The 25,470-nt window shown below is 41.4% G+C and carries 26 protein-coding genes; 10 read left to right on the top strand and 16 right to left on the bottom strand.

Features of this window, described 5'->3' with window-relative positions:
- Positions 1–144: 144 nt before the first annotated feature.
- The 4 genes from FG28_RS04800 to FG28_RS04815 form a co-directional block, all read right to left on the bottom strand.
- A complete protein-coding gene (locus FG28_RS04800) occupies positions 145–1,746 on the bottom strand; it encodes a tetratricopeptide repeat protein (protein WP_036380370.1) in 1,602 nt (533 codons plus the stop codon).
- A 148-nt stretch (positions 1,747–1,894) separates the two neighbouring features.
- Complete coding sequence (gene rpmA, locus FG28_RS04805; protein WP_036380371.1) at positions 1,895–2,155, bottom strand: 50S ribosomal protein L27; 261 nt, start codon at positions 2,153–2,155, stop codon at positions 1,895–1,897.
- A gap of 24 nt (positions 2,156–2,179) precedes the next feature.
- A complete protein-coding gene (gene rplU / locus FG28_RS04810; protein ID WP_036380372.1) occupies positions 2,180–2,731 on the bottom strand; it encodes a 50S ribosomal protein L21 in 552 nt (183 codons plus the stop codon).
- A gap of 103 nt (positions 2,732–2,834) precedes the next feature.
- On the bottom strand, positions 2,835–3,281 hold the full coding sequence (locus FG28_RS04815; protein WP_036380373.1) for a DUF4199 domain-containing protein: 447 nt from the start codon (positions 3,279–3,281) through the stop codon (positions 2,835–2,837).
- Between the two features lie 186 nt (positions 3,282–3,467).
- Between FG28_RS04815 and FG28_RS04820 the strand changes: the two genes are divergently transcribed.
- From FG28_RS04820 to FG28_RS04835, 4 genes are all read left to right on the top strand, one after another.
- On the top strand, positions 3,468–4,790 hold the full coding sequence (locus FG28_RS04820) for a pitrilysin family protein (RefSeq protein ID WP_036380374.1): 1,323 nt from the start codon (positions 3,468–3,470) through the stop codon (positions 4,788–4,790).
- A gap of 1 nt (position 4,791) precedes the next feature.
- A complete protein-coding gene (locus tag FG28_RS04825; protein ID WP_036380375.1) occupies positions 4,792–6,864 on the top strand; it encodes a pitrilysin family protein in 2,073 nt (690 codons plus the stop codon).
- A gap of 102 nt (positions 6,865–6,966) precedes the next feature.
- Positions 6,967–7,386 carry a hypothetical protein gene (locus tag FG28_RS04830; RefSeq protein ID WP_036380376.1) on the top strand — a complete coding sequence of 140 codons (420 nt, stop codon included), beginning with the start codon at positions 6,967–6,969 and terminating at the stop codon, positions 7,384–7,386.
- Positions 7,387–7,494: 108 nt separating this feature from the next.
- Positions 7,495–8,265 carry a DUF1963 domain-containing protein gene (locus FG28_RS04835; RefSeq protein WP_036380377.1) on the top strand — a complete coding sequence of 257 codons (771 nt, stop codon included), beginning with the start codon at positions 7,495–7,497 and terminating at the stop codon, positions 8,263–8,265.
- An 11-nt stretch (positions 8,266–8,276) separates the two neighbouring features.
- Here the strand turns inward: FG28_RS04835 and gldD are convergent, their stop codons facing one another.
- From gldD to mutY, 4 genes are read right to left on the bottom strand one after another with little or no spacing between them, the layout of a single operon-like run.
- Positions 8,277–8,834 (bottom strand): gliding motility lipoprotein GldD, encoded by a 558-nt coding sequence (gldD, locus tag FG28_RS04840; protein WP_036380383.1) that lies wholly within the window; start codon positions 8,832–8,834, stop codon positions 8,277–8,279.
- On the bottom strand, positions 8,824–10,134 hold the full coding sequence (locus FG28_RS04845) for a gliding motility-associated protein GldE (protein WP_036380389.1): 1,311 nt from the start codon (positions 10,132–10,134) through the stop codon (positions 8,824–8,826). Before FG28_RS04845 ends, gldD begins: the two co-directional genes overlap by 11 nt.
- A 23-nt stretch (positions 10,135–10,157) precedes the next feature.
- The gene (locus FG28_RS04850) at positions 10,158–10,637 is read right to left on the bottom strand and encodes a single-stranded DNA-binding protein (protein WP_036380391.1); all 480 of its coding nucleotides are present in this window, start codon (positions 10,635–10,637) and stop codon (positions 10,158–10,160) included.
- Between the two features lie 23 nt (positions 10,638–10,660).
- A complete protein-coding gene (gene mutY / locus FG28_RS04855; protein WP_036380393.1) occupies positions 10,661–11,698 on the bottom strand; it encodes an A/G-specific adenine glycosylase in 1,038 nt (345 codons plus the stop codon).
- Between the two features lie 123 nt (positions 11,699–11,821).
- Here mutY and FG28_RS04860 point away from each other — a divergent pair, with 123 nt between their 5' ends.
- The 3 genes from FG28_RS04860 to FG28_RS04870 all read left to right on the top strand — a co-directional run bounded on the left by FG28_RS04860 (position 11,822) and on the right by FG28_RS04870 (position 14,459).
- On the top strand, positions 11,822–12,112 hold the full coding sequence (locus tag FG28_RS04860; RefSeq protein WP_036380395.1) for an HU family DNA-binding protein: 291 nt from the start codon (positions 11,822–11,824) through the stop codon (positions 12,110–12,112).
- A 272-nt stretch (positions 12,113–12,384) separates the two neighbouring features.
- Entirely contained in the window at positions 12,385–13,938 is a 1,554-nt protein-coding gene (locus FG28_RS04865; protein ID WP_036380396.1) for a ribonuclease E/G, read from the top strand.
- 50 nt (positions 13,939–13,988) lie between these two features.
- The gene (locus tag FG28_RS04870) at positions 13,989–14,459 is read left to right on the top strand and encodes a regulatory protein RecX (protein ID WP_036380398.1); all 471 of its coding nucleotides are present in this window, start codon (positions 13,989–13,991) and stop codon (positions 14,457–14,459) included.
- On the opposite strand, the gene FG28_RS04875 is transcribed toward FG28_RS04870, so the two are convergent.
- The 4 genes from FG28_RS04875 to bioA all read right to left on the bottom strand — a co-directional run bounded on the left by FG28_RS04875 (position 14,460) and on the right by bioA (position 19,034).
- Positions 14,460–15,329: a cupin-like domain-containing protein gene (locus FG28_RS04875; RefSeq protein ID WP_036380400.1), complete on the bottom strand. Its 870-nt coding sequence runs from the start codon at positions 15,327–15,329 to the stop codon at positions 14,460–14,462.
- Between the two features lie 59 nt (positions 15,330–15,388).
- Positions 15,389–16,489, bottom strand: a complete 1,101-nt coding sequence (bioB, locus tag FG28_RS04880) for a biotin synthase BioB (RefSeq protein WP_036380402.1) — start codon at positions 16,487–16,489, stop codon at positions 15,389–15,391.
- A gap of 85 nt (positions 16,490–16,574) precedes the next feature.
- A complete protein-coding gene (locus FG28_RS04885) occupies positions 16,575–17,735 on the bottom strand; it encodes a beta-ketoacyl synthase N-terminal-like domain-containing protein (RefSeq protein WP_156102344.1) in 1,161 nt (386 codons plus the stop codon).
- A gap of 12 nt (positions 17,736–17,747) precedes the next feature.
- Positions 17,748–19,034, bottom strand: a complete 1,287-nt coding sequence (bioA, locus tag FG28_RS04890) for an adenosylmethionine--8-amino-7-oxononanoate transaminase (RefSeq protein WP_231562598.1) — start codon at positions 19,032–19,034, stop codon at positions 17,748–17,750.
- 62 nt (positions 19,035–19,096) lie between these two features.
- Here bioA and FG28_RS04895 point away from each other — a divergent pair, with 62 nt between their 5' ends.
- Positions 19,097–20,581: a glycosyltransferase family 39 protein gene (locus FG28_RS04895; protein ID WP_051947184.1), complete on the top strand. Its 1,485-nt coding sequence runs from the start codon at positions 19,097–19,099 to the stop codon at positions 20,579–20,581.
- Here FG28_RS04895 and bioD read toward each other — a convergent pair.
- The 3 genes from bioD to FG28_RS04910 are packed head-to-tail and all read right to left on the bottom strand — an operon-like array spanning position 20,573 to position 22,724.
- The gene (bioD, locus tag FG28_RS04900; protein WP_036380406.1) at positions 20,573–21,190 is read right to left on the bottom strand and encodes a dethiobiotin synthase; all 618 of its coding nucleotides are present in this window, start codon (positions 21,188–21,190) and stop codon (positions 20,573–20,575) included. The two genes, FG28_RS04895 and bioD, sit on opposite strands and share 9 nt — an antisense overlap.
- A complete protein-coding gene (locus tag FG28_RS04905) occupies positions 21,187–21,576 on the bottom strand; it encodes a DUF2007 domain-containing protein (protein WP_036380408.1) in 390 nt (129 codons plus the stop codon). Before FG28_RS04905 ends, bioD begins: the two co-directional genes overlap by 4 nt.
- On the bottom strand, positions 21,573–22,724 hold the full coding sequence (locus FG28_RS04910; RefSeq protein ID WP_036380410.1) for a pyridoxal phosphate-dependent aminotransferase family protein: 1,152 nt from the start codon (positions 22,722–22,724) through the stop codon (positions 21,573–21,575). Before FG28_RS04910 ends, FG28_RS04905 begins: the two co-directional genes overlap by 4 nt.
- 63 nt (positions 22,725–22,787) lie before the next feature.
- On the opposite strand from FG28_RS04910, the gene FG28_RS04915 reads away from it, so the two are divergent.
- Positions 22,788–24,581, top strand: coding sequence for a M61 family metallopeptidase (locus FG28_RS04915; RefSeq protein WP_036380412.1), 1,794 nt, complete (start codon positions 22,788–22,790; stop codon positions 24,579–24,581).
- Complete coding sequence (locus FG28_RS04920; protein ID WP_036380414.1) at positions 24,582–25,112, top strand: GNAT family N-acetyltransferase; 531 nt, start codon at positions 24,582–24,584, stop codon at positions 25,110–25,112. It abuts the gene before it with no gap.
- A gap of 47 nt (positions 25,113–25,159) precedes the next feature.
- On the opposite strand, the gene FG28_RS04925 is transcribed toward FG28_RS04920, so the two are convergent.
- Positions 25,160–25,438 (bottom strand): F0F1 ATP synthase subunit epsilon, encoded by a 279-nt coding sequence (locus FG28_RS04925; protein ID WP_036380416.1) that lies wholly within the window; start codon positions 25,436–25,438, stop codon positions 25,160–25,162.
- Positions 25,439–25,470: the final 32 nt, after the last annotated feature.

The following is a 25,470-nucleotide window of genomic DNA, read 5'->3' on the forward strand; positions in this document are numbered from 1 at the left end:
AAACTATGTATATCAGCCCATTATGATTTAAACTAAAGGGAAACAAAAAGGAAACAAATCGGTTATACAGCAGAAACAAGAGGGCAACAATTACGTTAGTTTTACATGGGGCTAACCTTTTCCAAAAATTGGAGTGAAAATGGGTCAAAGTTCTATCATAAAATTTACCAACTCGGATTTTTGATCTATGGGGAGTTTTTTGCGAAGTCGGTGCCGCGCCACACGAACACTATCTGGAGTCACCCGAAGGATTGACGCAATCTCTTTGGAAGAGAGGTTTAATCGTAGCAACATCCCCAAACGAAGTTCCGCGGGTGAAAGACTGGCGTCTGAAAGAGTGGATAATTTTTTGATGAACTCCGGATGTATTTCTTTAAAGAAATTCATGAACTCGTCCCATTCATCTTCTTGCTGAAGGTTAAAGTCAATCTCTTTTACCAAGGCCTTGATTTTTTCCGAGGTATCCATATTTCTTCGGGAAGCAATATTTCGAAGGGTATTTGCTAAATCGAGCAAGATTTTATTTTTCTGTGAAAGATGGAGGCTATATCGCGATAGTGAAGCCGTTTTAAGTTGCACCTCATTCTGTAAATTCTTTTCCTCAATGGCTTTTTTATCAAGTTCTGCCTTGAGCATCCGCTGTTTGTATTCTTGGATTTTTAGCTTCGCCTTCCGTTTTCTACCCAAATAGCTATATAAAATGGTAAGAATAGCCGCCAAAGCGAACAAAGCCACCCATAACAGGTTCTGATTGGCTGCACTTACCTTGTTCTGTTCCTTCAACAATTGAATTTCAGCCTCCTTTTTATTGGTCTCATAGATGGCCTGAAGCACATGGAGCTGATTATTGTTCTGAGCCTTTAGCATGGCACTTTTGTATTCCTCGGCTTGCATCAACTGGGCATGGGCCTTTTCAAAATCGCCTATGAGGGCATAAGTTTTGGACAAGTCTTTATGAGCACTTTCCAACTGGTGGAAATCATTCAACTTTTTTGCAATCTTTAGGGCTTGGTTCGTATAATCAAGAGCGGACTCATACTTTCCAGTTTTCCTGAAACTATCTCCCAAATTATTGAGCACGTTGATCTCTTCCGCAGTTCCACTGCCTTGCAAATACTGATAAGCTTTACGAAAATATTCATGGGCTAAGTCAAACTCCTCCAAGTCCTCATAAATACTGCCGATGTTCTCGTTGGTCATGGCCACCCCATGCCTGTCATTCAACTGTTCAAACAGAAATAAGCTTTCTTTTTGGTAGGCCAATGCCTTGTCGTACTCGCCTTGTTTTTCGTAACAAGCTCCAAGCAGCCCCATGGATTCTGCCTGTCCTTTGCTATCATCCAAATTCACCACAGTGTTCATGGTTTCGGTGAAATGTTGCTCGGCCAGTTTAAAATTATTTTGGGAAAGGTATACTTTGCCGATATTGTTGTTCAGGGTAGTGTAAAGGGTATCATTGAAATCAATCCCGATTTGCTCCAAAGCTTTGTTGTATTGTTCCATGGCTTCGGAATACAATCCCAAAGAGCGGTAATATTCACCCAGCTTTAAGTGGCTTTGAGCAATTTGTTTTGGAAATTCAGGATTGTTTTTGGAATGATCCAATTTTTTTTGAAGATCCAAATAGGTAGGGTCAGAAGTTTCTACAGCAGAAAAGTCAATAGGTTTTTGTTGGCCCCAACCCTTGCTAGGGAAAAGGACCAAGATGGCAAACAAGAGAGATAAAGATTTAACACATGCTCTCATTCAACGTAATTGGCAAAAGAGGATTCAAGAAACACAATTACGTTGGCCCAAATATCACCGTTAGGTTAATAAACCTTTACCAATCGGTTAGGCAGAAAAAAGAAAGGCCCCGCTACTGCGAGGCCTTGAATATGATATAGTTTTGTAATTATGCTTGGAAAGGCTCGATGGAAACATAGGATTTTCCACCCGCTTTCTTTTCAAACTTAACTAAACCATCCACCTTGGCATGCAAAGTATGGTCTTTACCAGCGTAAACATTTTCGCCAGGATTGTGCTTGGTACCACGTTGTCTTACAATGATGTTACCAGCAACTGCTGCCTGACCACCAAAAATCTTAACACCTAAGCGTTTCGATTCTGATTCTCTACCGTTTTTTGAACTACCTACACCTTTCTTGTGAGCCATGATATATAAATTTTAGTTCGTGTCTTATTTACTTAACGCTTCAATCAACTCAGCTTTCTTCATGGAAGAATAACCGGTAATATCCTTAGCCTTGGCCATTTCCTTCAACTCTGCTACAGTTTTGGAGCTCAAGTCTTCAGTTGCCTTTGCTTTTGGAGCCTCTTTTTTAGGAGCTGCTGCTTTTTTAGCTTCTGCCTTTTTTGGCTCGGCAGCAGGTTTTTCCTCAGTTTTGGCTTTTGCTGCAGGAGCGGCTTTCTTGGCTCCTTTAGCTAGGATACTTTCAACAACGATCTCAGTCAAATATTGTCTGTGACCGTTTTTCTTTTGGTATCCTTTACGTCTTTTCTTTTTGAAGACAATTACCTTATCTCCTTTAAGGTGTTTTACAACTTTGGCCTCAACAGCCGCACCTTCTATGACCGGGGCGCCAATGGTAACGTTTCCGTTGTCATCCAAAAGAAGCACTTTGTCAAAAGTAACTTTTTTACCTTCTTCTGTCTGCAAACGGTGAACGTACACTTTTTGGTCTTTTGCAACTTTAAATTGCTGCCCTGCCATCTCTACAATTGCGTACATAATGCGTTAACTTAGATTAATTTATGGTCGCTTTATCAAATTAGCGGGTGCAAATATACTGCTAAATCCTTAATCTACAAGTATTATATGCCTCTTTGGGGCATTATTTTTTTTGATTGTTTGTGGATTTAAAGAGTTGCATAAAGGAAAGCGTTAAAATCAAGGTGGTGGCAAACCCCATAATGGCCACTGTAAAGAAAACAATACCTTGAAAGTTTTTATAGTCTTTGGACCATACCTTAGAGAGTTCATCCAGATATGTACTGTCCAGCTCCGTGCTATAAAAAGCAAAGAAAATGGTGAACAATAGCGTAGCTATAAACCCAGTGGTGATTCCCGCCGTAAATCCATTTCCGTAGCTAAATCCCTTACCTTGTCTAAGCTTGGTGTATTTTATGGTCTCATAAATACCAAAACCGGTAATGACCCCATTGAACAGGCTATAGAAAACATTGGTGTGTTTTCCCATTAGGGACAAGATTAAAAAATACGCTATAAGAACGGCACTTGTAACTATTCCAAAGCGAATAGGCAGGGTTAAATTTTTCATCTCATTTTATTTTTGATATGATGTTTAATTTACTGAATGTTTACGAATTATCCCATAGATTCTTTTAAAGACTTGCGCCCTATTCATTCCGCTTGTAAATTTTATCCTATATTTAGCGTAACATCAATCATCAAATCAATACCAACCTCAGTAGTACATCGTACACCAACATTAAAATAACATATCATGAAAAGACATTTACTTTTGGTGCTTTTCATACTTGCCATGGGTAACTTCATTGCGGCGCAGGAAGTTACCTTTGAAGAGTATGATCTGGAAAATGGCCTGCATGTAATTTTGCATCAGGACAATACGGCCCCTGTGGTCACCACTGCCGTTATGTACCATGTGGGATCCAAGGACGAAGATCCACAAAAGACAGGATTTGCCCATTTTTTTGAACATTTATTGTTTGAAGGCACCAAGAACATTGAACGTGGCGAATGGGATAAGATCGTTACTTCCAATGGTGGAAGGGGCAATGCCAATACGTATTTGGACCGCACCTATTATTATGAAACTTTCCCCTCCAACAGTTTGGAAACGGGCCTTTGGTTGGAGTCCGAGCGTTTAATGCATCCCATCATTGGCCAAGTCGGTGTGGATACCCAAAAGGAAGTCGTTCAAGAAGAACGACGACTTCGCGTGGACAATTCGCCCTACGGTGCTTATTTTGAACAGATCTGCAAGAACCTTTTCATTAAACATCCTTACCGATGGGCTGTAGTTGGTTCTTTGGAGCATTTGGCCAGTGCCACTTTGGATGATTTTAAGAACTTCAACAAGACCTATTACGTACCCAACAATGCAGTTTTGGTTGTAGCTGGTGACTTTGAAACCGAAAAGACCAAGAAAATGATCTCCGATTATTTTGGCCCCATTCCAAAGGGTGCACCTATCGATAGACCCACATTAAAGGAAGACCCTATTACCTCAACCTTATTTGCCACCTACCATGACCCCAATATTCAGATTCCTGCCATATTCTTGGCATATAGAACTCCAGGGCAAGCCGAAAGGGATGCTTACATCATCAATATGATTTCTGCCTATTTAAGTGATGGTGAAAGTTCCAAACTTTACAAAAAACTGGTGGATGATAAAAAAATGGCACTACAAGTCTTTGCCTTCCCCTTGGATGGTGAGGATTACAGTGCCTATATTTTGGGTGGACTTCCGCTTGGAGAAAATACGATCCAAGACCTCAAGGATGAAATTGATGCGGAAATATTAAAGCTCCAGACCGACCTTATTTCTGAAAAGGACTATCAAAAACTTCAGAACAAGTTCGAAAACCGTTATGTGAATGCCAATAGCAGTGTAGAAGGAATTGCCAACTCGCTCGCTGAAAATTATTTGCTCCGCGATGATACCAACCTCATCAATACCGAGATTGATATTTATCGTTCCATAACCCGGGAAGAAATCCGTGAGGTAGCCAAAAAGTACCTAAAAGTGAACCAACGTTTGGAACTGGAATATTTACCTGAACAAAATGATGCCAATTAAGATGAAAAAGTATATCCTATTTTCCGTACTGTCGCTTTTTTGGGCAGTAACAAACGCACAGATAGACCGCACCACACCGCCCAAAAAAGGTCCCGCTCCGGAAATAAACCTTAAAGAACCTATGCGTTTTGAATTGCACAATGGGCTTAAGGTAATGGTGGTGGAAAACCATAAATTGCCACGGGTCAATATGTATTTGACCATAGATAACCCCCCTATTTTGCAGGGCGATAAAGCCGGGGTTTCCGATTTGACCTCTGGTATGCTGGGAAAAGGGTCCACCTCCATCCCCAAGGATGATTTTTATGAAGAAGTGGATTTTTTGGGGGCTTCCATAAATATTGGCAGTCAAAGCGCATCAGCCAATTGCCTGTCCAAATACTTTCCAAGAATATTGGAACTCATGGCCGACGCAGCCCTTAATCCCCATTTTACCCAAGAAGAATTTGAAAAGGAAAAAGAGCAACTCCTCGCCGGACTCAAAAACGAGGAAAAGGATGTTTCCGCCATTGCAACCCGGGTACAACTGGCCTTGGCTTACGGCAAAAACCATCCGTATGGAGAAATCACTTCGGAAGAAACCGTAAACAAGGTATCCTTGGCCGATGTAGAACAATTCTACAGAAACTATTTTGTGCCCGCCAACGCCTATTTGGTGATCATTGGCGATGTTGATTTTGAAAACACCAAAGAACTCGTTACCACGAATTTTACACCATGGTCCAAAGCTGTGCCGCCATCGTTCAGTTATTCAAAACCTACGGATGTACAATATACCCAAATCAATTTTGTGGATGCACCCAATGCGGTACAATCTGAAGTGGCCGTGGAGAACATCACAGAACTTAAAATGAAAGATGATGACTACTTGCATGCCCTACTTGCCAACAGGATTTTAGGAGGCGGTTCACAAGGCAGGTTGTACCTTAATCTTAGGGAGGGTAAAGGCTATACGTATGGGGCCTTCTCTGCCATCAGGGACAACAAGTACAGCCCCATACGTTTTGATGCTGAAGCACAAGTACGAAATGTCGTAACCGATAGTGCCGTGGTTGAAATTTTAAAGGAAATCGACAAGATTATCAGCGAGCCTGTAACCGAGGAAGAACTCTCCAATGTAAAAGCGGAGTATGCCGGAAACTTTGTCATGGCCTTGGAAAATCCAACAACCATTGCCGCATATGCCCTTAATATTGAAACCGAGGATTTGCCAAGCGATTTTTACAAAACTTATTTGGAACGACTTGAAGCAGTTTCTATTGCCGATGTTCAAAAGGCGGCACAAAAGCACCTTACTACCTCAAATGCCAGGGTCGTGGTCGTAGGCAAAGGAAGTGATGTCCTGAAAAATCTTGAAAAAGTCACTTTTAAAGGCAAGGAAGTTCCTGTATTTTATTTTGACAAATATGCGAACAAAACCGAAAAACCAAAGTACAATGCAGCAATTCCGGAAGGCATGAGCGCCAACGCTGTTTTGGAAAAGTACATTGAGGCCATTGGAGGGAAGGCCAAACTGGAAGCGGTTGAATCCTACGCCATGGTGGCTGAGGCCGAAGTGCAGGGCACAACCTTGGAGCTGGAACTGAAAAAGACCTCCCAAGACCAATTTATGCAAGATATAAAAGTACAGGGCAACTCCATGCAAAAACAAGTTTTGGACGGAGATACAGGCTATATGGTAGTGCAAGGGCAACGCAAAGATCTTTCCCCTGAAGAAATTGCAAAAATCAAAGAAGAATCAGCCGCTTTTCCAGAGTTGAACTACTTAACAGCGGGCGAAGTTTCTCTGGAAGGTATTGAGCCTGTCGGAGACAAAAAGGCCTATAAACTGAAGATTACCGATAAAAAAACAGCCTTTTACGATACCGAATCCGGTTTAAAGGTACAAGAAGTATCGGTTGAAGAAATACAAGGCCAGCAAATGCAGAATATTGTGGGGTTTGATGATTACCAAGAGGTCTCTGGAATCAAATTTCCTTTTAAGTTGACCCAAAGTATGGGACCGCAAAACTTTGAATTTACCGTGATGGAACTCAAGGTGAATGAAGGAGTAAGTGCTTCAGATTTTGATTAACAAAAAATCAAATAAAAAGGCACCATTGGAGGTGCCTTTTTTTATGACCGTACTTCAAATATTTCATACTTCTTAACTAGTTTTGTGTTTAAATACATCAAGATGAGAACACTTTTCTACCTAAGCGCAATAACAATTGTTTTATTCCTTTCCTGCAAACAAGAAAAAAAAGCCCCTGAAAGCCCTACACAAATGGAAAAAGTAATGGCCATTCATGATGAAGTAATGCCAAAAATGGGAAAATTGGGAAAATTAGTGGGAGAACTCAAAGCTAAGGTGGACACCACCGAAATGGGCCAAAAGTACGAAGTCGCCATGAAGGACCTTCAAGAGGCCAATACCGCTATGATGGACTGGATGAAGGGCTTTGGAGACCGATTTGATTCCGATGAGATATTAAACGGCAAAGAGCTTACCGAAGAAAAACAACAATGGCTGGATGAAGAGGAAGAAAAAGTAAAAGTGGTCAAGGAAAAAATAAACGGTAGCATTGAAAGGGCCGAAAAACTCCTCAACAAATAACATTTTTCCAAATTTTGGTCAACTCAAACTACCTATTTACCAACCCATGTCCTTCTTTTCTCGGCTAGACTTCTATTTTAGGTCAAAATAATTCCTAAAATAGGACGTATGAATCTTCACGAAAAAGCCTTGGAAATTGTTCATTCTTTTCTGAAAGAGCACAATCTGGAAGATAATTGGGATGAATTAAAATATGACCTCCATTATTATCTTGACTATTCTGCAAATAGCATAGAGGATGAGGGAAGGGTTCCTTTGGGTAAATCCAAAATTTGGGGACTCCCCCATTTACCAGATCATATTGAGCTTTTACCTGAAGAATTTTTTGTTGCTCAGCTTAATTGTGCAGAAATTAAACCTTATGATATTCTGGATATCCTACCTGAAAAAGGCATTCTGTACTTTTTTATGGCAGATCCCGGAGATGTTAGGTATGCTTACTTTAATGGCTCCGTTGATCTATTGAAGGCACGCCAATATTCCGAACCTGAAAACCTGCCTTATCAACTAGAAGAGCTCATGGAATGGTCAGAAACAATGGATTTTGAGAATAACGGGTTTATTGTATTGAGAAAGTTATTATTTGAAGAAATCTTAGGAAATACGTTTGAAGAACTCGCCACAAAACTGAAAAAAGAGTTGGGGGAAAAGGTAAAAATTCAAGATAGTTTTGATCAAGCAGGGTTACCTTTTAGTTTTGTATTTGGGGAACCTCTTTTTTGGCAAGATGAAACTTTCTATGATGAGAATCCATCATACAAACCCCTTTTATGTGTTGAATATGCCGAGGGCAACATAAACTTTTTTCTAAAAGCTGGCACATTGGACATTTCCAAGGACATAAACAATCAAATTGTAGATATTTATTCTGGCACCTAGTTGCTGAACAACTAATTATCCCATCGCAAGGTTTCCATTATCCTGCGAATATCGTTTTGTAGATACATAGCTGCAGGGAGAATGGAATCATAGTTGGGCTTGGCATAAAAATAGAGCGATCCGGTAACAAAATGTTTGGTGCTATCGGTCACATAAAATTGGGATTGGGAGGCTGCATTTCCACTGACCTCATAAAACATACCATATACTTTATCTTCTGGGTTCACAAAAGGTTGGTCTATGATATTATCTGCCTTACGAACATGCTCATAGGATAATTTTTGGGCATCAATCAACAAAGTGTCCAAATTGCCTTTCACGGGTTTGTAGGTAAGGTAGATGGAGCCCTTCATCATGGGATAATCCAAAACCAAGGAACAATCCGTGTTCTCTTTTATATTGGAGAGTGTATTTTGATCAAAGGAATAGGGGCAATCAATATCGGATTCAGCGTAACGGGCCCTTGGATAGTCCAAACGGAGCATGCCCTTAGGTTTAGGCTGCACGTCATCCTTACAGCCAACCATAAAAATGGCCACTAACAAATAAAAAAAAGGGTTATGCTTCATGGGGCAGTGTTACTTTTATGCGTTTCAATCTTTTTTTGTCCAGATTCTCTACAATGAACTGATAGTTGTTGAAGAACACTTTTTCCCCGCGTTTGGGAAACCCTCCGAAAATCTCCAATACAAACCCGGCTATGGTTTCAGATTCTCCCTTTTTCGACTCAAATTCCTCCTCATTTTCAATCTTCACCACTCTGTAGAAGTCCTTTAGTGTAGTTTTTCCATCAAAAACATAGTTATAATCGTCCAATTTTGAGAAAACAAGGTCCTCATCATCAAATTCATCGCTGATATCGCCCACAATTTCCTCAATGATGTCCTCCAAAGTCACAATACCCGATGTTCCTCCGTATTCATCCACCACCACCGCCAAGTGGTTCTTTTTATCCTGAAATTCCAACAAGAGATCATCCAGTTTTTTATTCTCCGGAACAAAATAAGGTTCACGGATCAAGGACATCCAATTAAAGGCCTTCCGGTCTATGTAGGGCAAAAGGTCCTTCACGTACAGAACACCTAGCACGTTGTCCATATTTTCCGAGAATACGGGAATACGGGAATATCCATTTTTTTTGATTTCCTGAAGCACCTCCGGGAATTTCATCTTTTCATTAAGGGCAAAAATATCGATACGGGGACGCATGACCTGCTTGGTGTCCGTATTGCCGAAGGTAACGATCCCTTCCAATATTCGCTGTTCCTCCCTTGTGGTGTCCCCTTCTGAAGCCAATTCCAAGGCTTGTGACAAATGGTTGACACTAAAACTGGATTTCTGTTTTCCCAATTTATCTTCCAGAAATAAAGTGGCAGAGCGCATGGGAGCACTCAACGGCGTAAACAGGGTGTTCAACCCTTTTAAGGGCAGGGCCATAAAATGGGAAAATTGCACCCGGTTTCTATTGGCATAGATTTTTGGTAGAATTTCCCCAAACATCAGAATAAGGAATGTGGCAACCACCACTTCCAACAAAAAACGCCATGTCCCATCAATGTTTGCAAAAATGGTATTTCCAATGGAACTGAACAGCAGCACAATTCCAATGTTGATGGCGTTATTGGTAATAAGAATGGTAGCAAGGAGTTTCTTAGGTTTCTCCAATAAATGAACAATCAGTTTTCCACGAGAGGTATCCTTTTCCTGCATTTCGTTCAAATCGGTCTGAGAGAGACCAAACAGGGCCACTTCGGCGGCCGAGATTAGGGCAGATCCACCTAAAAGAAGCAAAAGCACAACTATTTTTATGGTGAAGATACCATTAACCGCTGCGAAGAAAAACACCAAACAATGGGGCTCAGGATCCAAATTGTATTGCTTTAAACTTGTATTTAAAAGGGTAGATCGTCATCCTCTTCAGTATCGTCAACCGGCACCTCTGGCACAGCGGATTTAGTCGGATTATCCTGGGGCGGGGGGCCTGATGACTGCTGGGCATTGGCCATACCTGCCTGCCCGGTAGACTGGCTTTCATTTTTGGTGGTTAAAAAGGTAAAGTCTTGCACATGCACCTCCGTAGTGTACCTCATATTGCCATCCTCACCTTGCCATTGCCTATTTTTCAATCTTCCTTCCACATAGACCTTATCCCCTTTGCTCAGATACTTTTCACAAATTTCCGCGGCCTTGTTCCTCACAACAATATTGTGCCAATCCGTATTGGTAACCTTTTCCCCGGTCTGCCTATTGGTATAGGTTTCATTGGTGGCCAAAGGAAATCGAGCAATGCAATTGCCTCCTTCAAAATAGTGAATTTTCACTTCGTCTCCCAAATGCCCAATCAGCATTACTTTGTTCAATGTTCCGCTCATATCTCTTTAATTAATCAAAAGTACTAAATTTTAAATTTTTCAATGAAATCTGCAATCAAAACCGGAACAGGAAAAGCCGTTATTTTCTGCCATGAAATCCCATTGGCCAATAAACCGTCCGTTTTCAGGATCCAAAACTTGGTATGCAAATGCTGATGGGAAAGTTTGTGCGTGATGGGCTCTGTATTATATAGTGAAAATGATTTTGTTTCAGGAAGGTCGTTTTTTATGGTCAATTTTTTTTTCATTTCATTAGCCTGAAGCTCTTTTTCCGATTCCAATAAAGGAAATTGATACAGGTTTTGCCATATTCCCCGCCCTTTTCGTTGTTCCATCAAGGTGTTTTCATCCTCATCCAGAAATACCAAATAATTAAAATGCCGTTCTTTGATTTTCGTCTTGTTCAGTTTTACGGGAAGGACATCAACTTTGTTTTCCTTTAGTGCAACACAACTTTCCTGCAATGGGCACAAAAGACAATACGGCTTTTTGGGTGCGCATTGTATGGCACCAAATTCCATGATTCCTTGATTATAGTCCCGTACATTTTTGGTTTCCATCACCTCTCTGGCCAATTCCTTGAAATATTTGATGCCCTCTGTACTGTTGATGGGAAGTTCCACCCCAAAATATCTTGAGAGTACGCGATACACGTTGCCATCTACCACAGGTTCCGGCACATCAAAGCAAATGGACGCAATGGCACTTGCCGTATAATCGCCAACGCCTTTTAGAGATTTTAGTCCATTATAGGTAGTTGGAAAATTTCCATCGAAATCTTCTACAACCATTTTTGCAGTGGCGTGAAGATTCCTTGCCCGGGAATAATAGCCCAGTCCTTGCCATAGCTTCAACACCTGTTCCTCGGGAGCATTTGCCAAATCACGAACACACGGAAAAGCTTCCAAGAACCTGTGATAGTAGGGCATTCCCTGCACAACCCTTGTCTGTTGAAGAATGATTTCAGACAGCCAAATCTTATAGGGATCACGGGTAGAACGCCAAGGAAGTTCACGCTTATTACTATGGTACCACGCTAAAATTTTCTCAGAAAAAGACATCTAGAAAAATACTATTGCCAAAATGAATGAGTTTATATACTTAAAATTAAAGGCTTTAAACGAAAGATTAATTTTAATTTTTATATTTGCAAGCCGAAAAAATAAGAAAAATAATCAAGAGAAATGACGAAAGCAGATATCGTAACTAGAATCTCAGAAAAACTAGGAATTGAAAAAGGAGACGTACAAGCAACAGTGGAATCTTTTATGGAGGAGGTTAAGTCTTCCTTGGAAAACGGAGACAACGTTTATTTAAGAGGTTTTGGAAGCTTTATCATTAAGACAAGAGCCGAAAAAACAGGTAGGAACATTTCAAAGAACACTACCATCAAAATCCCCGCGCACAATATTCCTGCCTTTAAACCAGCAAAAGTGTTTGTTGAGGGCGTTAAGAGCAACGTACAAGTAAAATAATATAACTAACACAAAAGGAGAGCCCTATGCCGAGTGGTAAAAAAAGAAAAAGACATAAGGTAGCTACCCACAAGCGTAAAAAGCGCAGGAGAGCTAACCGACACAAGAAAAAGTAGTTGGCAGCCAACTACTTTTTCATTTTGTATTTACACGTTCTTTGACATAGAGATTCAAGAAACGAATTTCAGTCGGTTCGAAAAATAACCGATACCATATATTGTTTAATCATTTATCCCAAAAATTGATATGGGATAGATACAAAATCGATTCAGGTGAATAGAGAATTAATTGTTAGATCTAGTCCTGAAGCAGTCGATTTTGCCTTACTCAAAGATGGAAAACTAATAGAATTACACAAAGAAGAGGACAACAACAACTTTTCCGTAGGGGATATCTTCCTAGCCAAGATACGTAAACCCGTTACAGGCCTAAACGCGGCATTTGTCAACGTAGGTTATGAAAAAGATGCGTTCCTGCACTATCATGACCTTGGTCCGCAACTGTCCTCTATGCTTAAATTCATTAAAAAAGTTAGAACAGGGAGGTTAAAAGACTTTACCCTTAAAGATTTTCCATTTGAAAAAGATATAGACAAGAATGGCAGCATCAACGATGTTATCAAAGCCAATCAGTCATTATTGGTACAAATTGTAAAGGAACCCATTTCCACAAAGGGTCCAAGAATCAGCTCAGAACTTTCCATTGCTGGGCGATACTTGGTAATGGTGCCTTTTTCTGACAGGGTCTCGGTATCCCAAAAGATAGCGAGCAAAGAGGAAAAAGACAGGCTCATACGACTTGTAAAGAGCATAAAACCCAAAGGATTTGGCGTAATTATCCGTACCGTAGCAGAAGGCAAAAAAGTTGCAGAACTAGACAAAGATCTTCAGAACTTGTTATCCAAATGGATAGCAATGTGCAAGAAATTACAAAGAGCACCGCATCCGTCCAAAGTATTGGTGGAACTCAATAGAGCTTCCTCCATTTTAAGGGATGTTTTCAACGATTCCTTTACAGGAATTCATGTTGATGAGGAAACGCTCTACAATCAAATCAAAGATTATTTGCACGAAATAGCACCCGAAAAAGAATCCATTGTAAAATTATACACCGGTTCGGCCCCGATTTTTGAAAAGTTCGGGATTGAGCGTCAAATTAAGACCTCGTTCGGACGTACGGCTTCAATGAGCCGTGGGGCATATCTTGTTATTGAACATACCGAAGCACTTCACGTCATTGATGTGAACAGTGGCAATCGTTCCAACAAGGCCAAGAACCAAGAAGATACCGCCTTGGAGGTAAACCTGCTCGCCGCAACAGAAATTGCACGGCAATTGCGTTTACGAGACATGGGCGGAATCATTGTAATAGATTTTATAGATATGACCCGAGGTGAACACAGAAGAAAACTGTTTGATCACCTAAGGAACGAAATGAAGGACGATAGGGCAAAACACAAGATTTTGCCACCCAGTAAATTTGGACTTGTACAGATTACAAGACAGCGGGTGCGTCCTGAAATGAACATTAAGACCAGCGAGGAAAATCCCAACGGCACAGGAGCCGAAGTGGAGGCTCCAATCGTCTTGATAGATCACATTCAATCCGATTTAGAGCGAATCCTAAAAGGGGACCACAAGAACAACGGAATTGTATTAAATATACATCCGTTCATTGCGGCCTACCTTACCAAAGGATTTCCCTCAATCCGTTCCAAATGGTTCAAAACCTATAAAAAATGGATCAAGGTACAACCAAGGGATGCTTACAAATATCTTGAATACCGTTTTAAGGATAAAGACGGTAAAACAATACGACCACAATAAGAAGCGACTCCAGAAATGGGGTCGCTTTTTTGTTTTATGTACATTTGAGCATGGCGTATACCAAAAGCTATACCTTATCTGAAGCCACCAAAAAAATGGAGCACTACTGTGCCTACCAAGAGCGCTGCCATTATGAGGTTATTGAAAAATTGAAAGGCATGCGCATGATTCCCGAAGCCATTGATCAAATTGTGGGCCATTTGATCCAAGAAAATTATTTGAACGAGGAGCGCTTCGCCAGAAGTTTTGCCCGCGGAAAATTTAAAATCAAAAAATGGGGGAGGAAACGTATTGTCCTGGAATTAAAAAAACGAGAAATTTCAGCCTTCAACATTAAAAGTGCACTCTCAGAAATAGGGGACGAAGATTACCACGATGCCCTAACTGAACTCGCCCAAAAAAGATTGGGTCAAATCAAGGAGCAAAACATTCAAAAAAGAAAGAAAAAATTAGCAGATTACCTTCTATACAGAGGGTGGGAAAGCCATTTGGTCTACGAAAAACTGCAAGAATTGATCTGACTATTTCTGAGCCAAAAGTCTTTCGGTACGAACAACAGCTTCTTCATTTTTCCAATCAATCCACTCTTGCCCTTTTAGCCTACGCATCAAATTATCAAAATGGCGCATAAAGAAAATATTGTAGACGGCCTTACCAAAATTTTTTGGTTTTCGGGCTATGGCTCGAAGACTCATGGAAAATCCTGGTGTAACATATTTCATATGGTGCCAATACCCTTCGGGTATATAAAGGACATTACCGTGTTCCAATTGCGCCACGTGCCCTTTGGCATGTTTAAGGGCCGGCCATTTGTCCAAATCCGGGGCATCAAAATCGATGTCTTCCCGAGTGATCAGGGAATGTGGAATTTTATACAGAAACTTTGTTTCCGATTGGGAAAACAGGATACATTGCTTTTTTCCTTCAAAATGAAAATGGAAAATATTGGCCAAGTCAATATCATAGTGCATAAAGGTGTGCGAATTGCTTCCGCCAAAAAACAACATGGGCAAACCTTTCATCAAAGGGAGCCCAAAATCAGGGTACGAAAAATCTTTTTGGAGTTGGGGCACTTCCTTCAAGACGTTCCAAAGAAAAATCCGGTATTTGGTAGGCTTGCTTTTGAGCAGTTCGATGTACTCCCGCATCTTCATTTTGGCATGGGGCTCATTGAATCCCTCATCATGTTTTACGGGTCGATCATCATAGAGTGGCACTTCCTTTTCACCCGCCACATCCTTCATATAGTCCAAACTCCATTTGGAATAAGCGGGCCAATCCTCAATAAAGCGTTCAATAACAACTGGCTTCTGAGGTTTAAAATATTTTTGGATAAACTCCTTTTTGGAAAGGGTCTCCTCCCTGGGAATTTGGTCAAGGTTCAGTTTCAAGATTTCAATGAGTTTGAAACTGCTAAATTAGTAAAAAGCTTAATATAAAATAGGAAGACCTAGTCCTTGGAAACCAATCCTGATTTTTGTTTGGCTGCCTCATTGCGATCGATCACATGTCCTGGTCTGGACCATTTAGGCTTCTCGCCCAAAGGTTGGAATTGTGATTCAGCGGCTTCAACTGTTTTAGGCTGAGGCGCTTTTACAAAGGCTTTTTGTGGATTCAAGCCCAATTGTTGAAACATGGCCATATCCTCGTTTACATCAGGATTTGGAGTCGTCAACAATTTATCTCCGGCAAAAATGGAGTTGGCACCTGCAAAAAAGCACATCGCCTGACCTTCACGGCTCATTTCGGTCCTTCCCGCAGAAAGTCGAACTTGTGTTTTTGGCATAACAATTCGGGTGGTGGCCACCATGCGGATCATTTCCCAAATTTCAACAGGTTTTTGGTCTTCCATAGGTGTACCATCAACCGCAACCAACGCGTTGATTGGCACCGATTCAGGTTGAGGGTTTAAAGTTGAAAGCGCCACCAACATTCCGGCACGGTCTTCAACAGATTCTCCCATACCAATAATACCCCCACTACACACGGTCACATTGGTTTTACGAACATTTTCAATAGTCTGTAACCGGTCTTCGTACCCACGGGTAGAAATAACTTCTTTGTAATATTCTTCCGAAGTGTCCAAGTTATGGTTATAGGCATACAGCCCTGCTTCGGCCAAACGCTTGGCCTGATTTTCGGTAACCATGCCCAAGGTACAGCACACTTCCATATCCAATTTGTTGATGGTACGGACCATATCCAACACCTGATCAAATTCGGGACCGTCCTTTACATTTCGCCATGCAGCACCCATACAGACCCTAGAACTCCCAGAGGCCTTGGCACGCAGTGCCTGTGCCTTCACCTGTTGAACCGTCATTAAATCGTTGCCTTCAATATCGGTATGATAGCGAGCAGCTTGCGGACAATACCCACAATCTTCGGGGCAACCTCCTGTTTTAATGGAAAGCAGTGTGGAAACCTGAACCGTGTTCGGGTCATGGTGTTCCCGGTGAATGGTAGCCGCTTCATACAGCAATTCCATTAGTGGCTTGTTGTAAATTTCCAGGATTTCTTCCTTGGTCCAGTTGTGCTTTGTACTGCTCATATTAGTTGGAATGAGATTCAAAAATAAGGCATTCTTTAGTATTAAAACCAAGAAAACCGCTATTTAAGAAATCGTCTATTTTTTATTACTTCGGAGATTTCAGCAAAATACTTACGGCATTCCCGCCAAAACCGACGGCATTCACCATAACAGTTTCAATCTTTTTTGGCCCATCATTATTTTTATAAAAGGGCGTTGGAACATACTGCTGGTGCTGCAGCATCAAAACTCCCAGTTCCAAACTCAATAATCCGGAAGCACCAAAAGTGTGCCCCATTTTCCATTTGTTGGTGGTCAAAAAAGGCATGTGATCGCCAAATACTTTTTTGATGGCGTTGTATTCGGTCAAATCCCCCTTGATAGTTCCGGGGGCATGCATGACGATGGCATCCACCTGGTTCATCCCAGCACTTTTTAAAGCCATTTTCATGGAGTCTTGAAAGCATTGGGCATCCGTGGAGATGGAAACACTGTGTTCCAAAGGTTCTGTGGCATAACCAATTCCGGTTACCAAGGCCAATGCATTGGATTTTTTACCCTTTTCCAAACAGGCCAAAGCCGCAGCTTCTCCCAATACCATGGTGTTTTGATTCTTTTCCAAATCCATGGCTTTACAGGGATGGGCGTCCTCCTCCCTAGAATAAATCTTCAAAGCTTGCATTTGCGCAATGGTAAACGGGGTCAACGGCGCTTCGCTTCCGCCTACCAAAAATTTATCGGTCAACCCGCTTTGAATCCATGCCACAGCATTCAACAATCCATGCAATGCGGTTGAGCAGGTAATGGAGTGTGATATTTCTGGTCCTTTTGATTTTAAGTCGTGCGCCACCCAAGACGAAATATTGCCCAAGGTAGTGGTAGGTGAGGTAAGGGTGGATGATTTTCCCTGTTCCAAAAATTCTTGGTGGTATTTCTCAAAAAGGGAAGTGGCCCCCCGGGATGACCCGATGTTCACCCCAAAATTGGATTCTGATTTCCAACCTGACTTTTCAATGACTTTTCGGGCCGTGTAGATGGCAAACAAAACGGAGTCGTCCAATTCCTTGTATTTATGATCGGATTGCCGTAGTTCTTCTATCGATTTCTTCACCTCACCTCCCAGTGAAGCGGCCCAAACCCATTGTCTGCCAATTTCAATTTTTGAAAAACGGTGGTTTTTATCCAAGTAGGAATTCCAAACTGCTTCAGAACCATCTCCCAGCGAAGAAATGGACGACAATGCAGTTATGGAAATGGGTTCTTTCAACATATTTTCAACTTATACCAATTCCAAGGCCGATTTAATGGCCCCATAAATCCGTTGCATTTGCTCTTTGGTTGTGATGAAAGGCGCTAAAATATAAATGGTATGACCCAACGGTCTCAGGAATACCCCTTGATCCATAAAGTGCTTGAAGAGTTTGTTTCGCAAATTGCCATAACGCTCCATTTGCACATTTAAATCCAATGCATAAATGATCCCCAACTGACGCGTGTTGGCCACTTTTGGGTGGTTTTTTATTTCCTGATCAAACTCTTGGTGCCATTCAATACAATTTTGTATTCCTGTTTGAATTTCGTCGGTTTGGAGCAACTCCAATGCCGCCAAAGCCGCTGCACATGCCAATGGATTGGCCGTATACGTATGCCCGTGAAATAAACCCTTGGCTATGTCATCGCTGTAAAAGGCCATGTAGACCTCTTCCGTGCAAGTGGTAAGGCCCATGGGAACCAGACCAGCGGTCAACGCTTTGGAAAGGCACATAATATCTGGCTTGGTCTGCATATATTCCGATGCAAAATGTTTCCCTGTTTTGCCAAATCCGGTCATCACCTCATCGGCTATCAAAAGCACACCATGTTCCTTCAAAAGTGCAAGAATGGCATCGAGACCCTCAGCATTGTGCATTTTCATGGCTGCCGCTCCCTGAACCAAAGGTTCATAAATGAATCCGGCAATGTTGTTCTGCTCCAATCGCCTTTCCAAAAAAGTAAGAATCTGGTTGATATTGGTTTCTGAGGGCACGGGTATACGTTCCACTTCAATGAAAAAATCTTCAAAGGGACCATTGTAAACCGACAAACCAGAGACGGACATCGCCCCGAAGGTATCGCCGTGAAAGCCTTCTTCAAACGCCAACAACACATTGCGTTTTTCACCTTGGTTATGATGGTATTGTAAGGCCATTTTTATCCCAACTTCAGTGGCCGTGGAACCATTATCCGAAAAGAAAAGTTTCTCCTGATTCTTGGGAAGGACCTTGATGAGCTCCTCCGACAACCTCACCGCCGGCTCATGCGTGAATCCGCTGAAAACAACTTGGTCCAAACGCTGCATCTGTTCCGAAACTTTTTTTAGAATATAAGGATTGCAGTGTCCGTACATACAGGTGTACCATGACGAAATGCCGTCCACATAATCCTTTCCATCCTCATCAAAAAGTAAGGCTCCTTCAGCTTTAGCTATGCCTAGCATGTCCGGACTTACCTTGTGCTGGGTCAATGGGTGCCAAAGGTGTTTTTTGTCCCTATCTGATAATTTTTCCAATGCTGTTGTCTTACGCAAACCCCTTAATTTATCTATATTGCAAAGATGACAATTAATAGCCAAAAAACTTAATCCGGACCGTGTTTACTAAAATCAGTTCCCTTACTTCGCCCAGATATGAAGACTTTGACTGGAAGACGGTTTTATTGATTTTGTTTTTGGTGGCTTTTTTTATTCGGTTCCCATTTTTCTTCCGGGATTATATAGATCGAGATGAAAGCACGTTCATCATCATGGGGCAATCTTGGGTGGATGGTCATCTACCCTACACCCAACTTTGGGACCTAAAACCTCCCATTACTTTTTTGTTCTTTGCCGTTGTCATTAAACTATTTGGAAAAAGTTTCATTGCCATTCGATTGTGCGGAACCTTGGTTGTGGCATTGACCGCTTTGTTCACCTACGGAATCGCCACAAAAATCGCCACAAAAAAAATAGCCTTTTGGTGTGCGATATTTTGTGTTTTCTTCTTAAGCCTCTTTGGAAGTTTGCAGGGCGTAATGTCCGAACATATTTGTACTCTCTTTTTTACGGCAGGACTCTTTATTTTGTTATGGAAAACAGATGCCAAATGGTTTTTTACTTCTGGCCTTCTTTTTGGGCTTTCGTTCATGACCAAATTGAACATGGCATATCCTGTATTGTGTTTAGGCTTCTATTTTTTATGGGAGGGATTCCACAAAAAGCTAATAGGATCCACCTTTAAAAACTTAACTTATATGGGTTTTGGCGTACTACTGACCGTTGTGCTAACCGCTCTTCCGTACTATATGGATGGAAAGACACTTCTTTGGTGGGAATCCATTTTTGAGGCTCCTATGGCTTACTCCAAGGGAAAATTCCATTCTCCTTTAAAAACATTGCCTTTTTTAATCGTGATTGTGGGCTTGCTCGCGGTTGGATATGCAACCAAAATAATAGATCGGAAAAATAGGAGGCTACAAATCTTGACCATCATTATAATCGGTGTTTTGTTGTCATTCATGCAGGCCGGAAAGGTAAATGGCCATTATCTGATTCAGCTCTATCCCTTTATTTTGATTCCCCTTGGGATGGGTGTTGCCAAACTTCCCACTTTAAAGAAAAAGTGGAGACCATTCATCATTCTATTGCTCATTTTAATTCCCATGGAGTCGTATCTGGAATACGCCAATATTATTTCCAACAAAATGGAAAAGGGTTCCTTTTTTAATGGGGAAGGCATTGATGTGCCCAAATATATCGCCTCCCATAACCTGGAAACCGAAAACATCTTTTTTACGGAGTACCATATTGGATATTGGTTGCTAAATGAGAGTCCGCCCACAAAAGCTGCCACGCATCCCAGCAATGTAGTACGGGAAGAAATCTTCCCCTATATGGAAAATCCAAGAAAAACAGGAATGGAGGAGTTGCGGTATATCATGGAAGTTCTTCAACCCAAAACTTTGGTGGCACGCGATGGAAAAAAAATCTTTGACAAAAAGCTGGTAGAATACAATGCCTATATCGATTCATATCTGGCGGAACATTACACTTTGGTTGAAAAAGTAGATCGCGGTCTTATTTACCAACGGTTAAAATGATTCCAAAGCGGGTTTTAATTGCTTGGCGTATTTTCTGATGACTTCCTTGTCAAATTTTGGTTCTTCATTGATTCTACCCAAAAAGGTCACTTCAGATTTTTTCAAAATAATGTCCTCGGTTGTCGGGTGCTCATAGCCACTAAAAATTATACCTACTTTCACTTTCTTTTCCTGCAATTTTTCCAAGGTCAAAAGCGTATGGTTGATGCTTCCCAAATAATGACGGGACACCACAATTACTTTGTAATTGGGTTGGATAAGGTCAAAAATGGTATCTGTATCGTTCAAGGGCACCAACAACCCGCCCGCTCCTTCAATAACCAAATGGTTTTCGGTTTTTGGAGGTATAATCTTGTCCATATCAATCGTAATCCCATCAATATCCGCAGCGGCATGAGGGCTCATTGGCGTTTTTAAAGCGTAGCTGTTAGGATGAATAATGGTTTTATCGTTGGAAATAAGGGACTCTATTTTGTGACTGTCCGAATTGTCCAAATCGCCTGCCTGAATGGGTTTCCAATAATCCGCTTCTAGAGCTTCCACCACAATGGCGGACGCCACCGTTTTACCTACTTCCGTTGAAATTCCCGTAATAAATAGTTGCTTCATTTAGCTGGTCGAGATATGAAGTTGCACTGCATACATTTGTACTTGGTTGGCTCAAAAAATGGAAATAGCTTATGAAAAATATTGTTCCTGGAATAATAGATTTCGGACTTGGTCGCCTTGCAATTGGGACACACTATGGGTTTGCCTTGGTGGTCGGTGGCATAGTTTCTTACCTCATCGTAGATTTCCTTGGCTCTTTCCTTGTCTGAAGAATAGACCTGAAGTTTTACTCCTCCAATGGCAGAACTGATCAACGGATCGGTATTAATGGTGGCTTCATCCCTAAGAAAAACACTAATTCCTTCAGATTCCAGTTTTCCCTTGATGATCTGTACATCGGCGGGAAACTCAAAAGTAGCCAAGGTATAGAATTTAGGTTCTTTCATTCCATTACATTTTTTAATAACAACAAAACTCGTGATATTTCCTCTTTTGTATTGAAGGCGTGTACACAAAATCGCAAGCGCTCTTCTCCTTCTTTAACGGTTGGGGATAGAATGGGCCTTACATCAAAACCCTCGTGCTGTAATTGGGCAGCTATTGACTTTACCTTTGCATTACCGGAAATAATAGCACATTGAATGGCTGAATTGCTTTCAATAAATACATCAACCATCCCCAACTGCTCCACATTCGTTTTAAAATAGTCGATATTCTGCTGAAGTAATTTACATGGTTCCAAGCCAAAATCCCTTAGGTAATGGTACGAAACCAATAGGGCCGCAACGGAATGGGGCGGTAATGCCGTGGTATAGATTAAGCTTCGGGCAAAATTGACCAAGTAGTTTTTAAGTGCTTCGCTCCCTAAAATGGCCGCTCCGTGATATCCCAAAGCTTTTCCGAATGTTATGATACGAGCAAAAACCTGCTCTTCCAATCCCAGTTGGCACGTTAAATCCTTTCCTTTTCCATAAATTCCAGTGGCATGGGCCTCGTCCACAATTAAATGACAGCCATTCTCAATACAAAAATTGGCCAAAGCCACTAAATCGGGTGAATCGCCATCCATGGAAAAAATGGATTCGGTAACTACATACAATTCCAAATCACTTCTCGACTGCGCTCGATGTGACACCAGCTTTTCTTCTAAGCTTTCCAAATTGTTATGCGTGAACTTATAGCTCTTGGCATGGCTCATTTGGAGGCCATCCCGAATACTGGCATGGACCAATTCATCATAAAAAATGATGTCCCCGCGTTGTGGTACCGAAGAAAAAAAACCAACATTCGCATCATACCCAGAATTGAACACCAAAGCTGCTTCGGCTTTGTGGTAACTTTTCAAAAAATTTTCTAATTCTGTATATAAAGGATGGTTTCCCGTGAGTAACCTGGACCCTGTAGCTCCGTTTCTTTGAGGTTTTATTTTGAGAAAATTGGAGGTCTCTTCGGACAGATTTTCATTTCGGGCAAAGCCCAAATAATCATTTGAGGAAAAATCTACCAGTCCATCTACGGAAGATAAGCTTCGCATGGCGTCGTTCACCAGTCGTTCAGACAGCTTATGTGACAACTTTTTGGGTAATTTCTCCATATTACAAATGTAGCACTTACTGTTTTTAAACAGTATCTTAGTGGTTGATAAACCTTGCTTAAAATGAAATTTACACTCTCTGTATTTGCACTGTTTTCAACTTTCTTTTTAACAGCGCAAACGAATACTTATACGATCTCATTTGACAATGCCGTACATCATGAAGCCATGATTGAGGCTACTTTTCTAGATCTGAAAATGGATACGGTTTCTTTTCGGATGAGCAGAACCTCTCCAGGAAGATATGCCCTACACGAGTTTGCCAAAAATGTATACGGTTTTAAAGCAATGGACAGTAAAGGGAATCCCTTAAAAATACATCGTCCAAATCCATATGAATGGCAGGTAACCGGACATGATGGTGCCATCGAGATTCAATATATTTTGTTTGCCAATAGAGGAGGCGGAACGTATTCTCAGGTTGATGAAACCCATGCCCACCTTAACATTCCTGCAACCTTTATGTTTTCACCTGAGCTGAGCCAGCGTAAGATTGAAGTGACCTTTGATGTTCGAGAAGATCTCAACTGGAAGGTGGCCACCCAATTGCCATTGGTTTCTGGAACCACCTATTCGGCTCCAAACTTGTATTATTTTATGGACAGCCCTACGGAAATCAGTGATTATACGCTACGGTCTTTTCAGGTTGATGGTAAAACCATTCAATTGGTGTTGCACCACAATGGTACAGATGAAGAAGCTGACATCTATTTTGAAAAAGTAAAAAAAGTGGTGTTGGCCGAAAAAGAGGTGTATGGGGATTTCCCCGATTTTGATTATGACACCTATACCTTTTTGGCCTGTTATATTCCGAATGCTTCAGGGGATGGGATGGAACACAGAAATTCCACCATTCTGACTAGCACACGAAGTTTGGCAGATGGTGGAATGGAGCGGAACATTGGTACGGTTTCCCATGAATTTTTCCATTCATGGAATGTGGAGCGCATGCGGCCCAAATCTTTGGAACCTTTTGATTTTGAAGCTGCCAATATGAGTGGAGAACTTTGGTTTGCGGAGGGGTTCACAAGCTACTATACCAACCTCATTCTATGCCGGGCTGGTCTCATTTCGCCCAAGGAATATGTGGAAGGACTTGCAGGCACCTTCAATTATGTTTGGAATTCGCCGGCCCGTCAGTTTTTCAACCCTATTGAAATGAGCTATCAGGCTCCCTTTGTGGATGCCGCCACTTCGGTAGATCCCGTGAATCGGGAAAACACATTTATATCGTATTACTCCTACGGAAGTGTCTTGGGATTGGCCTTGGATCTTTCCTTACGCCAAAATGGGCTCAACTTGGATGATTTTATGAAAATGGCCTATGAGAAATTCGGGGAAACAGAACATCCATATGCGGTTGAGGGCTTACACCAGACCTTAAACCAATACGCAGGCGAAAAATTCGGTGATACTTTTTTCAATTCCTATATCTACAAAAGTGAAATGCCGGATTATGGGCCACTGTTTGAATCTGTGGGTGTGGTGCTTTCCCAGAGCAACGAAATTCCTTATTTCGGTCCTTATGTTGAAATCAATACAGGTGGTACAGCAACCATTTTGGGCAATCCCACTATGGAAAGCCCGGCTTATGTGGCCGGATTGGATAAGGGCGATGTGATTACAACCATCAATGGTCTTTCCTTTTCAAAGCAGCAGGAATTTGACGAATATCTGAAACAGTTCGAGGTTGGGGATAATTTAAAAATCGATTTTACCCGTTACGAAAAACCAATGACCACGACCTTGACCCTTGGCCTCAATCCAGATTACTCCATGCATTTGATGGAAGATGTAGAGCAAACCCCAGCAGCCCAAATGTTGGAGCAACGTAAGGCTTGGCTCAAAAGCGAATAAATGATTTACTACAAACAAGCCTCCAGCGAGCAAGAATTGGAACAGATTCTTGAGCTACAACAAGAGAACCTCATCAAAAGTCTATCTTCTGAAGATTGGGAAAAAGAGGGTTTTTTAACGGTTGAGCATTCCATGGAAATTCTAAAGGCCATGAATGATAAATGCGGGCACATTATTGCTGTTGAAAATGGCGGTGTGATAGGGTATGCGTTGTGCATGCATCCTGTTTTTGCCGATTCCATTGATGTGTTACGGCCCATGTTCATCGAAATAAACAAAGTAATACAACATGCGAACAATTATATGGTCATGGGGCAAATTTGTGTGGCCAAAAGCCATAGGGGCAAGGGCGTTTTCAGAAATCTCTATCTTACCATGAAAAATAGACTGCCAGAGGGATTTGATAAGATCATCACTGAGGTGGATGGAAAAAATAAAAGGTCACTTGCAGCACATGCAGCTGTGGGGTTTAAAACCTTAAAAATTTATCCTTCTGGAGAAAAAGAGTGGCACCTTATTATTTTGGAATAAAAAAGCCGCTCAATTGAGCGGCTTTTCTGCGTATGAATTCATTTATTTTAATCGGCTAGGACAATTATTTTATTGTCCTTCATTTCCACGGTACCACTGGCAATGGGAAGTATGGTCTCCCCATCATTTCCTTTGGAAAATTTGTTTTCAAAGGCCTCATCAATGGTAATGTTACCCTTGACCTTTACTTTTCCCTCTTGCAGTAATGAAACTATGGGGGCATGATTTTCCAACATTTGAAACTCCCCGTTAACACCAGGTACAGTAACTGAGGTTACTTCTCCGGCAAACAAAGTGGCTTCTGGTGATACTATTTCTAAATACATATTTCTTAGTATTGAGAAGTGAGATATAAGTA

Source organism: Muricauda sp. MAR_2010_75, assembly GCF_000745185.1.
Lineage (GTDB): Bacteria > Bacteroidota > Bacteroidia > Flavobacteriales > Flavobacteriaceae > Flagellimonas.

Coding starts and splice junctions, on each gene's coding strand:
- FG28_RS04850 (WP_036380391.1), bottom strand. CDS start 10,637: ATGAGCGGAACATTGAACAAAGTAATGCTGATTGGGCATTTGGGAGAC.
- FG28_RS04820 (WP_036380374.1), top strand. CDS start 3,468: ATGAAAAGACATTTACTTTTGGTGCTTTTCATACTTGCCATGGGTAAC.
- FG28_RS04830 (WP_036380376.1), top strand. CDS start 6,967: ATGAGAACACTTTTCTACCTAAGCGCAATAACAATTGTTTTATTCCTT.
- FG28_RS04925 (WP_036380416.1), bottom strand. CDS start 25,438: ATGTATTTAGAAATAGTATCACCAGAAGCCACTTTGTTTGCCGGAGAA.
- FG28_RS04815 (WP_036380373.1), bottom strand. CDS start 3,281: ATGAAAAATTTAACCCTGCCTATTCGCTTTGGAATAGTTACAAGTGCC.
- mutY (WP_036380393.1), bottom strand. CDS start 11,698: ATGTCTTTTTCTGAGAAAATTTTAGCGTGGTACCATAGTAATAAGCGT.
- gldD (WP_036380383.1), bottom strand. CDS start 8,834: ATGAAGCATAACCCTTTTTTTTATTTGTTAGTGGCCATTTTTATGGTT.
- FG28_RS04910 (WP_036380410.1), bottom strand. CDS start 22,724: ATGGAGAAATTACCCAAAAAGTTGTCACATAAGCTGTCTGAACGACTG.
- FG28_RS04920 (WP_036380414.1), top strand. CDS start 24,582: ATGATTTACTACAAACAAGCCTCCAGCGAGCAAGAATTGGAACAGATT.
- bioB (WP_036380402.1), bottom strand. CDS start 16,489: ATGAGCAGTACAAAGCACAACTGGACCAAGGAAGAAATCCTGGAAATT.
- FG28_RS04915 (WP_036380412.1), top strand. CDS start 22,788: ATGAAATTTACACTCTCTGTATTTGCACTGTTTTCAACTTTCTTTTTA.
- FG28_RS04870 (WP_036380398.1), top strand. CDS start 13,989: ATGGCGTATACCAAAAGCTATACCTTATCTGAAGCCACCAAAAAAATG.
- rplU (WP_036380372.1), bottom strand. CDS start 2,731: ATGTACGCAATTGTAGAGATGGCAGGGCAGCAATTTAAAGTTGCAAAA.
- FG28_RS04835 (WP_036380377.1), top strand. CDS start 7,495: ATGAATCTTCACGAAAAAGCCTTGGAAATTGTTCATTCTTTTCTGAAA.
- bioD (WP_036380406.1), bottom strand. CDS start 21,190: ATGAAGCAACTATTTATTACGGGAATTTCAACGGAAGTAGGTAAAACG.
- FG28_RS04860 (WP_036380395.1), top strand. CDS start 11,822: ATGACGAAAGCAGATATCGTAACTAGAATCTCAGAAAAACTAGGAATT.
- FG28_RS04825 (WP_036380375.1), top strand. CDS start 4,792: ATGAAAAAGTATATCCTATTTTCCGTACTGTCGCTTTTTTGGGCAGTA.
- rpmA (WP_036380371.1), bottom strand. CDS start 2,155: ATGGCTCACAAGAAAGGTGTAGGTAGTTCAAAAAACGGTAGAGAATCA.
- FG28_RS04905 (WP_036380408.1), bottom strand. CDS start 21,576: ATGAAAGAACCTAAATTCTATACCTTGGCTACTTTTGAGTTTCCCGCC.
- FG28_RS04800 (WP_036380370.1), bottom strand. CDS start 1,746: ATGAGAGCATGTGTTAAATCTTTATCTCTCTTGTTTGCCATCTTGGTC.